The sequence below is a fragment of the Mucilaginibacter sp. P4_E8 genome (genome assembly GCF_056401495.1).
In genome coordinates, this window is record NZ_JBFUJG010000138.1 from 1 (window position 1) to 12081 (window position 12081).

The 12081-nt window shown below is 39.6% G+C and carries 10 protein-coding genes; 4 read left to right on the top strand and 6 right to left on the bottom strand.

Annotated features, from left to right (window positions below; translation table 11 throughout):
- Positions 1 to 141: 141 nt before the first annotated feature.
- From AC1DRQ_RS25905 to AC1DRQ_RS25930, 6 genes are all read right to left on the bottom strand, one after another.
- Positions 142 to 4608, bottom strand: coding sequence for an NHL domain-containing protein (locus AC1DRQ_RS25905; RefSeq protein ID WP_477428179.1), 4467 nt, complete (start codon positions 4606 to 4608; stop codon positions 142 to 144).
- A gap of 270 nt (positions 4609 to 4878) precedes the next feature.
- Positions 4879 to 5178, bottom strand: a complete 300-nt coding sequence (locus AC1DRQ_RS25910; protein WP_477428181.1) for an RNA recognition motif domain-containing protein — start codon at positions 5176 to 5178, stop codon at positions 4879 to 4881.
- Positions 5179 to 5335: 157 nt separating this feature from the next.
- Positions 5336 to 5932: a hypothetical protein gene (locus AC1DRQ_RS25915; protein WP_477428183.1), complete on the bottom strand. Its 597-nt coding sequence runs from the start codon at positions 5930 to 5932 to the stop codon at positions 5336 to 5338.
- Between the two features lie 189 nt (positions 5933 to 6121).
- Positions 6122 to 7375 (bottom strand): BamA/TamA family outer membrane protein, encoded by a 1254-nt coding sequence (locus tag AC1DRQ_RS25920; protein ID WP_477428185.1) that lies wholly within the window; start codon positions 7373 to 7375, stop codon positions 6122 to 6124.
- Between the two features lie 94 nt (positions 7376 to 7469).
- Positions 7470 to 7934 carry an RES family NAD+ phosphorylase gene (locus tag AC1DRQ_RS25925; RefSeq protein ID WP_477428187.1) on the bottom strand — a complete coding sequence of 155 codons (465 nt, stop codon included), beginning with the start codon at positions 7932 to 7934 and terminating at the stop codon, positions 7470 to 7472.
- Positions 7935 to 8035: 101 nt separating this feature from the next.
- Positions 8036 to 8539, bottom strand: a complete 504-nt coding sequence (locus AC1DRQ_RS25930; protein WP_477428189.1) for an antitoxin Xre/MbcA/ParS toxin-binding domain-containing protein — start codon at positions 8537 to 8539, stop codon at positions 8036 to 8038.
- Between the two features lie 220 nt (positions 8540 to 8759).
- Here AC1DRQ_RS25930 and AC1DRQ_RS25935 point away from each other — a divergent pair, with 220 nt between their 5' ends.
- The 4 genes from AC1DRQ_RS25935 to AC1DRQ_RS25950 all read left to right on the top strand — a co-directional run.
- Positions 8760 to 9221: a hypothetical protein gene (locus tag AC1DRQ_RS25935; RefSeq protein ID WP_477428191.1), complete on the top strand. Its 462-nt coding sequence runs from the start codon at positions 8760 to 8762 to the stop codon at positions 9219 to 9221.
- Between the two features lie 188 nt (positions 9222 to 9409).
- Positions 9410 to 10675, top strand: a complete 1266-nt coding sequence (locus AC1DRQ_RS25940) for a PBSX family phage terminase large subunit (protein ID WP_477428193.1) — start codon at positions 9410 to 9412, stop codon at positions 10673 to 10675.
- An 85-nt stretch (positions 10676 to 10760) separates the two neighbouring features.
- The gene (locus tag AC1DRQ_RS25945) at positions 10761 to 11477 is read left to right on the top strand and encodes a hypothetical protein (protein ID WP_477428195.1); all 717 of its coding nucleotides are present in this window, start codon (positions 10761 to 10763) and stop codon (positions 11475 to 11477) included.
- Between the two features lie 238 nt (positions 11478 to 11715).
- Positions 11716 to 12081 (top strand): hypothetical protein (locus AC1DRQ_RS25950; RefSeq protein ID WP_477428197.1); only part of this gene is annotated, 366 nt, incomplete at its 3' end.

A 12081-nucleotide genomic window follows, 5' to 3' on the forward strand; every position in this document is an offset into this window, starting at 1 on the left:
ATAGCAACATGGTTCAGGCCTATTAGTTATTAACGCAATTAATTACTTAAATATATCAGTCAATATGCCCCCCCCGCCCATAAACTATCCTTTAATGGAAAAGATAGTTTATGGGTTGTGTTTTTTATAAATCTTAAGCAATTATCTTAAAATAACTACATACCCTGATATTTTGGGCAATCCATTTTTAGGATCAACAATATAATAATAAGTTCCGGCAGGTAGCGGGCTGTTTTTATATGTACCATCCCAGGCCATTGCATAACCAACAGATTTAAATAATTGGGTGCCATAACGGTTAAATACATTTACTGTACAGCCTGGATAACCAACCAATGATGGGATACTCCATATATCATTAACACCATCGCCATTGGGTGTAAAAGTACTGGGTATAATAACGGGGTTTATAACATTAATAGTTACAGATGCAGTAGCCGTACAGCCGCTTGCGGATGTTACCAATAAAGTATACGTTGTTGTAACTGATGGCTTCGCTACCGGATGCTCTGCATTTATATCGCTCAATCCTAACGCAGGCGACCAGCTATAAGTAGCTATATTGCCCGTTATAACAGGATTTAAGATCACACTCTCACCAAGTTTAACGGTTACCGGGCTGCTATTGAATACGATTGTTGGCAACGGCAGGCTACTGAACGTTATCATATTACTTGTTACAGGTATTATACAGCTTGCCGGGTTACTGATGATACATGTTATTTCATCACCATTAGCTAATGTACTGCTGGTAAACGTTGAACTGTTAGTACCCGCAGTATTCCCATTAACCTGCCATTGATAATTAGGGTTTACGCCGGCGTTGGGAGAGCCTGCCGCAAAAGTTACCGGGGCATTTAAACAAGCAGGATAAACAGATGAAGGAGCTATGCTTACAGTAGGCGTAACATTAGGAATTACCGATAATGCTATCTGGTTTGAATTAGCCGTTGTAGTAATTAAACATTTACCGCTTGTGATTATTGAACAGGTAACTAAATCACCATTATTATAATCATTGGTGGTAAATAAACTACTGCTGGTGCCAGTATTAATTCCGTTTACTTTCCATTGGTATACAGTATTACTTAAATCGCCATTAACAACTGTAGCACTAAAAGTTACTGGGCTACCCTCGCAAATAGTACCGGTAGCTAATGCCGATGTGGTAATACTTACCGATGGCGAAACCATCTGACTTTTGATCACACTAACTGCGTTTGATGTTACCGTTGGGGTTATTGTACAATCTGTTGTATTGGTTAGTTTACAAACAACCACATCATTATTAACAAGCGTACGGCTGGCAAAAACTGAATTATTAGTACCTGCATTGATGCCATTTACCTGCCACTGGTATACCGGGTTTGTACCCCCATTTACTGGAGTGGCAGTAAAAGTTGACTCCATACCGTCGCAATCATCTATAACAAGAGGTGTAATACTAACAGAGGGTGTAACCGTAGGCTTAAATAATACATTAACAGTATTAGAAGTAGTGGGCACAGTGCAACTCCCGTTCCCTGTAATAATACAGGTAATTGCATCATTTTCATTTAATGTATTACTGTTAAAAGCAGGGCTATTGGTTCCTGCGTTAATGCCATTTACCTGCCATTGATAAGTTGGCGCATTTCCGGCATTGGCGGCTATTGCGGTAAAACTTACCGGTTGCCCTGGGCAAACCAGTGCAGACTGCGTTATTGCTACCGAAGGCGCTATTGATGTATTAACCGTTATACTAAAAGTAATTGGTGTACCTGCGCACCCGCCACCTGGCGAAAGGAAATAGCTAAAGTTCGTAACACCTACTGATGACGATATAATATTTTCAATTGTATTAGTTAAGGTATTAACAACACCTAAAAAACTCTTCCCTGCATTAAAACCAATCACATATAAATGAGTACCATCTTTACTCAATGCCATGGCGTTAGGCTGATTAAAGCCGGGTATAGTATTTAAAATTGAATTATTAGCTGTATTAATAACAGTAACTGTTCCGCCGCTTTCATTTGACACGTATAACTTACTCCCATCGGGACTTACGGCTGTTGCATTGGGGTTACCGGCTAAAGCTATATTTGCTATTACAGTATTGTTTGTTGTATTGATAACCGAAACTTTATTATCCTCGCCACTGGGTACGTATATCCGGGTTCCATCGGGGCTTATAGCTAAATTACCTGGATTTTTACCAACGGGAATAGTTGAAATTATAGTATTACTTGTTGTATTTACAACTGTAACAGTATTGGTTATATAACTTGCTACATAAACTTTGCTGCCATCAGAACTAATTACTACTCCCGTAGGATTACCACCTATCGGTAAAGTAGCTGTAACCTGGTTAGTAGCTGTATTAATAACTGCTAACGCTGCATTATCAAGCCAGGTAGTTATAAAAAGTTTACTGCCATCTGGGCTTACAGCCATACCATTAATTGACGAACCAATATTTATAGTTGTTATAATACTCCTGCTTACGGCATCAATTACAGTTATTTTATTATCAGTAGTTGAATTTGCTACATAAATACGACTACCATCTGGGCTTACAGTTAAATTTGGGGGATAATTACCTGCCGGGATACGCGCAACAACCTGAAAGCTTGAATTATCAATTTCTAAAATTGACCTTTCATTCAAATCATTAACATATGATAATCCTTGTGATGCAATAGGCGTTACGGTGATATTGGCTGTAACAGGCGTGCCAGTGTTGTTAACCGCAGTAAATGATGCGATATTACCAGATCCACTGGCAGCAAGGCCTATCGACGGATTATCATTGGTCCAGTTATAAGTTAATCCGGTTCCCGTAAACTTAATAAGGTTACTTACCGAGCCTTTACATAAAACTTGATTAGCTACCTGATTAACAGTAGGCGGAGCATTTATAGTACCAGATACAGGCTGATAAATAGTGGTAGCTGGAGCTGAGGTTAATGATACCGCATCTGAATGGTTGCCCACTGAGGCAAAGGGGGCCAAACGGACATAAACAGTAATATTATTAACCTTTCCTCCTGTTTGTGTAAGCGTAAGGCTATTACTGTAACCATTACCCGGCGCTGTTGACACCTGAAAACCAGATGGGGCCGTAACAGTTATATTATTTAATAAGTTAGTTCCTGAAACGGTAAATTGCTGATAATTTGAAGATGCTGTACCCACACACGCATTAATACTGCCGGTTACGGCTCCACCAGTTATAAGCGCACTGGTATTGGTTACTTTAATATTTACAGTAAAACTGCTGCTGCCACCGGTATTATATGCAGTGATAATGTAGTCGGTAGCTGGCCAAACTTCTGTAGGAGTACCTGATACAAAACCCGTTCTTGCATCAAAAGACAAACCTGCAGGGAGCGGTTTATCAATAGTGTACCCGGTAACAATTACTTTCCTGATTAAGCTATTGCCATAATCGGTTATATATAAAAACCCAGCCGGGTTAACCTGCACATCATTTGGTCTGTTAAAAGTAGCTAATGAACCCACCCCATCAGTTGCACCTGCGTTACCGCTACCGGCCAGGGTTGTAACTATACCCAGGGGATCAATTTTCCGGATAAGATTATTGGTAATATCGGCCACATAAACATTACCTGCAGCATCAACAGCCACCCCGGCCGGAACATTAAAGGTTGCTGATAATGCGGCCCCATTATCGCTACCTGAATTACTATTACCTGCAATGGTGGTTACCACACCTGCCGGTGTTATTTTTCTGACTCTATAATTGTACGGATCTGCCACATATACATTACCTGCCGCGTCGGTTGCTACCGAAGATGGATTATAAAAGCTTGCACCTGTACCTACCCCATCTGAAAAACCCGCATTACCTCTACCGGCGAGGGTTGACACATTACCTGCTGGAGTAATTTTGCGGATGAGGTTATTTTGTGAATCGGCTACATACATATTTCCTGCTGCATCCTGGACAACAGCATAAGGGTAGTAGAAAGTTGCTGAAGTTGCTTGTCCATTAGCAGATCCCTGGGAGCCACTTCCTGCAAATACAGATACAGCCCCTCCTGGTGTAATCTTTTTTATTTGATTGCTTGCGGCATCAGCAACGTAAATATTACCATCAATGCCAACTACAACACCATTAGGTTGATTAAAACCACTTGCAAATGTGGTTACCACCCCGGCAGGAGTAATTTTCCTGATCAGGTTATTATCTCTGTCTGCAACGTATAAATTCCCGGCCGCATCTAATGCAACTCTGGTTGGATCATTAAAACTTGCTGCCGTGCCTGTACCATCCATATTACCCGGTACTCCATTACCGGCAAATGTAGTAACCTGCCCATAAATAGTAGCAGGTACCGCACCACCAGAATTAGTGGGTTTTAAAGTCGGTATTGGTGCGTTAATTTGATAAGTATTGGGGGTAGTATAACTAATATGGGGCGGAGTTACAGAAGCCGCTATATTAATAACTTCTTTTTTGAATATCCATAAGGTTTGATTCCCTGATGCAGAAATATCCGGGTTGTTAACCCTATCCGGAAGAAGGCTTGCATTACAAAAAGCTGTAAATGTTACGGCCCATAGCCAAAACAAAACAACTATTCCTTTAAAATATCTGTACACGATTACTTTAAATATTATAACACTTTAAAATAATCAGGTACAAATAACAAGGTAACAGTATTACATATGGATATAATTTCCTGGGATAAAAGGATAGGTTTAGTCATTCTGTTAATATTTACCAATAGCTTTAGCAGTTACCAAAAATATGCTTTTTTTAGTAATTAATAATAATTGCTTGCGCATATTTAATAACCTGCTTTGCTAAAACAAAAAAAGCCGGACAAAGCCGGCTTATACTTAAAAAAAGAATAATTTTTTTATTAGCTGTTAGTTACGTCTGAAACCGCCTTTACCGCCGCCATTGCTGCCGCCGTTAAAGCCCGGGCCTTTGTCTTCGGCAACGTTAACTGTAATTCTGCGACCATAATRACTTGCTCCATTCATGCACCTTATCGCCTCTTTCGCTTCGTTATCGTTAACCATTTCCACAAACCCAAAACCCTTACTCTCTTTTGTTTCGCGATCCTTAATAATCCTGAGCGATTTGACCGGCCCAAAATCACCAAAAACAGCTGTTAATTCGGCCTCATCTACTTCTAAAGGAAGCCCTGCAATAAATACTTTCATCAATGTCTTTAAAATTTGCATAAAGGTACAAAAAATTGAGCGCATTACGGCAGCAAATAAGGTAAATGGTAAATATCAAAGGCTTTTTTTACCTTTAAATTACGCAGGGTAAGCTGCTGTCAGCTTATTGAAAAATCAATTCCTATTTTATAAGAAACTATTTAAGCTGAAGTTCAAAACTACCTTCAACACGGTAAAAAGGAGAGTTAACCTTATCATCTTTAGCTAAAAAGGTAAAGAATGTACCTTTGGCTATAAGGTTTTCATTATTATATTTTTCAAGACTTATTTTGCCCGAATCGTCCTGACCTGCATATTGGGTTAAGGTATATTGAAGTACAGGTTTTTTATCATCAACCCTAAAAAGCAGCTGACTTCCAGCTACTTTACTGTTAATATTGGCTGATGCGAAACCTATTGAGCTAATACCAAAGCTCATTGTATGCTCCTTGTTTATGGCTGTAATACCAAAATATTTACTATCTCCATTATGTACATTAATAAATGCTACAGAATCTGTGGCCGCATCAAATGTATAGGTAGAATCTTGAATGGTGATCTTCAGTGTGCCCTTGCCGGCTAAAAAATTGCCGGGAGTATTAATAATACCTAAGGTTGACACGCTATCAGTAACCGCTGTTTGTTTAACAGCGTCCATATCCTTTACGCTCTCATCTTTCTGACATGATGATACCATCACCGAAAGGAGTAAAATAAAGGAAAAAAGCCATTTAGTAAACCTGATGCTATTCATGGGCAATTGGATAGCTAAAACTAACAATAAATAATTTAAAAATTTATCAACACACTAAATTAAACAAATATTTAACACTTTTTTACAACTAATAAACACTACAAGGATATTTAATTGGTTGCTTGTAAATAGGAAACCTGGATAATGCTTTAACAACAGAAAGTTGATAGGTTTGAGATAAAATAACCGTTAAAAAACTTCCCCAACGTTTATAAATAAGCCCCTGGAGCCTTCGCGGCCAAAGCCATAGTCAATGGCTATATTGGTTTTTGACACCTTATTAAGTTTAATGCGTAATCCTGGACCAAAACCCGGCTGTATGCTTTGTAAACGTGTACCCGGTGCAGCAGAAAAAGATTGTCCGTTTATAAAAGCTACTCCACCCAACAATCCGTTGCGGGTTATCTTAAAACGATACTCGCTCTCTAAATATACCATTTGCGCTCCCCTGAACCTGCCCTGTATATATCCCCTGCCTGTTGTGTTACCAGGATCGTGCCCTGTTGCCGGTAGCTCCAGGTAAGCGGGCCTGCCATTAAGTATCAGCCAGTTGTATGACCAAAAAGCTAACACATTATCTGAGTTCGCAGGGAATTTATAATACTTGCGTATATCTACAATTAATGAACGCCATGCCGTTGTGCTGCCCAAAAAAGTATAATTATCTCTATACTGCAGCGAAGTATAAAACCCTCGTGAAGCATTTATAGAATTATCACGGCTATCAAACAGTGCGTTAAATGTAATACCTGTAGAAATGGCGCGCGCAGCCGAACCATATTTTTCAAAATCTGAAACGCCTCCATTGGCCTGCCCTTTTTCTGACATATCCCAACGGTCATCAAAAATATATCCCAGGCCTGCATAAAAATTACCGGCTACATGCCTCAATACCGTTTCATAAAAACGAAAAAAGGTATAATCCAATGGGTTTTCATTAGCCAGGTCGGAGTTACTGCCCAAACCAAAGCTACTTTGCGGGTATTTATAAAACCTGAAATCTCCAATAAAATCATACTGATTATCTTTTGTCCAGATATTGGATTGAAGCGGTATAATTACCTGTTTTTTTTGCGTGTATGCCGGATTAGCCGTAATTGTTGATATGCGGGTATTTGGAGCCGTACGGAAAACCACATTCCCGGAAAGGGTACCCGCCAAATTGGTTTGAAGGGTATATCCTATTGCCGGCACAATGGATATTACCGGTTTTGTAGTTACAGAATCAGCTTTACTTTCTTTATAGTTTTTATCAAACAGCGATTTTATTACATCAAACAAATCCTTTTCAAAAGTGGTATCCGGGTGCGCAACCAATAATGTATCCTTATATTTTGTATGACCTAAAGGAATATACCTTGTATCCTGCGCATATAATTTTGCATTACTGAACAATAAAGTTGTAAAAGCAAAACTCAGAACAAATATTTTTTTTATGCGCATTATGATATTACTAAAACAGAAACAAGGTCATAATTTGCAATTATAAAATAATTATTTAAATAATAACCCGACTGTTTGGTTTAATAAACCTGGCTTAACGGGCTTTTAACCTCGGGTCGAAAGTAAATTTACTTACACTGCTAATCTTTATCTTTTCAAAATCGGGATGGGCCGGGTTAAGAAGATAATTATACTCCATATCAATTATGGCCGATGGCACCTTTAAAACAGCGGTCTCCATTTTTCGCAGCCAGGTATCGCCCAGGAACTGGGTAACAGGATAATTGATCACCTTATGCCAGTTGGTATTAAGTTTGGTGAGCCTGGCAACAGTAATTTCAAAAACCGGCAGTGCATCAGGTATGTGCAATATAGAAACCGAAAAATCACCGCTATATAATGATGTACCTGGGGTGTGAGCCAGTTTTTCAAGGCACGAAAGCGCCAGGGAACCTCCTGTATAAATTATATACTGCCCCAGCGAATTCCACCGCCCGTCAATTCCTGAGCCTTTACGGTCATGGGCATACTTAGTTTGGCTTATGCGATATACGTTCAAAACAAATTAGTGAATTAATGAATTTATAAAGTACAGAATTAGTGGTTTAGCGAATCTTTTTTTCAGAGGATCACTAATTTATTAATTCATCAGATCACTACTTAAGCCAATACCCCGTAATCAATACGGATAAGTTGATTCAATACTATACTTATGCCGGTAAGGGTATCCAGCAGTTCAAAGGGTATAGCATCAATGCCGGGATTATAGTGTTTAAGCCAGCTCTTAAATTCATCAAGCGAACCAAAAGTATCAAGGCCTTTATCAAAAAGTTCAAAAAGCTGTATGATATGCTCACTAAGACCGCGGTTTAATTCACGCGAACCCTGTATATGCTTGCGCAGTGTGGGCTCGGTAATATCAAGCCACTTAGCAATATCAATTTGTGTGGCGCCGGTAACTTGTAACAAATCGGTAATGGCATCAGCGCGTAAACCTTGCTTTATTGCCCCCAGCTTAGCCAGTGGCGATTTAAAATAAGCCTCATAAGGCACTAAAAGATCATTTACCATTAGCGATGGATCAGTTTCGGGCATTACATAAGGGCGGGGCACTGCACGTTTAGCCTCAACCCCTGCTCCATGACTTTTAATTGCTTTGTCCATACACAAATGTAAATATTTTCTATTTAAAACGAAAATATTTTGTTTTTTTATTTTAACAATAATCAGTCGCCTTAAGCACGGTACCGCTTATTACCCCAAATAATAACCCCACCCTATTAAGTGCAAATCCATCAAATAAATTATACCAAAAAAATTAGCAAATATTAAATATATTTCTTACATTTGATCTTGTAATATTCCAATTGGCATTTAATTCATAATGAAACCTAAAACATCCTATTTTAAAACAGCGGCAACACTGACCCAACGGATCAACGAATATTTTAAACATATTGAAGGGAAATATCACCTGTCGCGCAGATCGGCTAAAATAACCCAAACCGTAGCTAATCGTAAAGTGTGGGATCGTGAACCTGAACCTGCCACCATTTCGGGCATGGCATTATTCCTGGGCCTTAGCAGCAAACGTGAATTTGAAGCGTACGAAGAAACCGGCAGACATGCCACGATACTTAAGCAAGGGCGTTTGCGTGTAGAAGCTGCTTATGAGGCCCGGTTGTATCAAACTCCTACAGGAGTAATATTCGCGCTTAAAACCATGGGTTGGACCGATAAGCCAGAAACACGAAAACCTATCAGCGAAACTGATAACACACTAAAAGTTGAAATTATAAATACTGGCCCCCTGCCCGCAGGCAGCGAAAAGGAGGTGACACTTTAAATACCTTTTAAATAAAAATCATTCAAATCCTTTTGTTTATGACTAATATTTTTAGTATATTTGAATTAATTATGCCAATTAGCATTTAATACATAGTGCATCTTCCAATTACTGTTTCCAGATCCATTGCCAATATTTCATAATTATCTAATGGGTTTTAAAAACCCATACTAAACTTATCTACAGATATGATCGATATTAACGCTCCGCCTTTTAATGGCCTGGGAGGATCAGTCCTTTTCAGGCAAAATTATTTTTCAAATGCCCATGTGATCATTAACCAGGGTGGCACCAGTTCGGGCAAAACGTATGCTATTGAGCAAGTGTTGTTTTGTTTGGCTTGCCAGGCTCCAAAACAAGTAATTACAGTGGTAGCCCAGGATATTCCCAACCTCAAAGCTGGTGCCCTGCGCGATGCGCTCAGCATCTATTATGATTCGGCAGCATTACAGGCCATGGTAAAAAGCTATAATAAAACCGACCGTATATTTGAATTTAACAATGGTACCACCATGGAGTTCAAGAGCTATGATAACGCTCAGGATGCAAAATCAGGTAAACGCGATTATTTATTTATCAATGAAGCCAACGGCATATCGTGGGATGTTTATACCGAACTGGCCCTGCGCACTAAGCAACGTATCTTTATTGATTATAACCCTAATACAGGTTTTTGGGTGCACGAGAAGTTGATAGGTCAGCCCAACGTACAACTTATTATATCAGACCACAGACATAACCCGTTTCTTAAGCAAAATGTAAGGGATAAAATTGAATCATTAAAAGAAGCTGATATTGAATTGTGGAAGGTGTATGCCCGGGGGCTTACAGGTAAAGTTACCGGTTTAATATTTAATAACTGGTACGTTTGCGGTCAGATACCAGCCAATGCCCGCCTTATTGCAACCGGACTTGATTTTGGTTTCACCAATGACCAAACAGGCTGCCTGCAGGTGTACCAGCAAAACGGCGAGCTTTGGGTTAACGAGCTATTTTATGAAACCGGTTTAACTAATACCGACATCGCCAACAAGCTTAAAGCATACGATGTAAGCAAGAAAACGGAAATTATAGCTGATAGTGCCGAACCAAAATCAATAGAAGAGCTAAAGCGCATGGGCTGGTATATTACCGGTGCCAAAAAAGGAGCAGATAGTATAAAAAACTCCATTGATATACTTAAACGTTATAAAATAAATGTAACCCGTAACAGTATTAATTTGCGCAATGAACTTAACCGCTATAAATGGCGGGTTAACCATTTAGGCAAAACCATTAACGAGCCTATTGATGCCTGCAATCATTTGATTGACCCGCTGCGATATGTGGCCTTAAATAAATTAAAGGTTAATTACGATGCAAAACTAAAATCGCGTATGCCATTTGCCCAAAAATCATCATCAGCAGGTGGCGGTATTTTTGATGAGCTAATTGGCTCTTATGGGCTTGCATAACCTGTTCAGAAATAATTAAACAATTCAGCTCCTATCCTATTGGCAATAAATTAAACCCTCCCCCATCTGCGGGGGCACCAAAATTATGATCGAAAAAACACTAAAAACTATCGAAGGTAAATTACGGGTAAAAATCCCCACGCAGCTGCATGATGTTACCCTGGGGCAAATGATAGCCATACAGGAAAACCCGCAGCTAAACGACATTGAGGCGATCAGCATTCTTTCGGGCATCCCAACCAATGACCTGTATAACGTAAAAAACATGGAGGATTTCCAGCTCTTTGGTGATGCGGTGCTCTCTTTATCGTACCAGATCAAATACCTTTATAACAGCGAGGACATTCCAAAAGAAGTCACTTTCATGGTAGGTGAAGCCAGTGAAAAATCCACTCAAAAAAAGGTAAAAGTAATACAAAACCTTTCGGTTGAACCAGTTGGAGCATTTATGGCGGCAAGGGATATTATTGCCGAAGAAGTAAATGCACACATTAAACAATATGGCGATGAGAATTGGAAGGAAAATTTTAATCCATCATTAAACGCCTGCTGCCAGGTGTTGGCCCATTACTTTTTTTGCCGTGCAACCGGTAAAAAATACAATGAATACCAGGTCGAAGAATTTTGTAACGAAATAAAAAAAATGCGGGTAACGGAGGCACTGCCCATTTCGAAGCATTTTTTTACCTGTTATCCCAGCTTGCAGAAACCGAAAACCAGCTTTTGGCATCGGCTGTTACAACAGTGGAAAAACGTGCTGGTATTCAATCGTTCGAAAAGTTTAAGTACATCAATACCATAAATTCATTAGCTGGCGGCGACATCACCAAATGGAATACTATAATGAACATGCCCTATGAGCGTGTGCTCACTAAGTTGCTGCTCAATAAAACTGAGGCCGAATACCAGAAAAGATATAGTGAGCTGATTAGCTCCTAATCCTTTTGAGCTCTACGAACAGATATTAAACAAAGTCCATCCCTGTTAGACAATTAAACATTAAAATACTCCCCCTTCAGGGGGTTGGGGGGCTAAATTTTATGCGCAATCAAATAGAAGCTATAGTGCAAACACTTACCGGCAGTCCGTCATTCGCTTACGGTACCCAAACAGAACTCAACACCATTGGCGATGATGCGGCCTTCCCCTGTGTATTTATGTACCCTTTGCAGCCCATTGAGGTATCACCACAGGTTAATGGCTCGGTAGATAATACCTTTACGATCTACCTTGAATTTTTATACAAAACTGATTTCGGCCAATATACTGCCGATAATGAAACCTATGTGACACAGGCATTGCAGTTAGCCAATGAATTTATTGTAAAAGCATCCAGATACCGTGAAGGCGAAGGTCGTTATTTTCGAATCAGAGCCGGCAGCAAAGCCCGGTGCCTGCCTGTATAC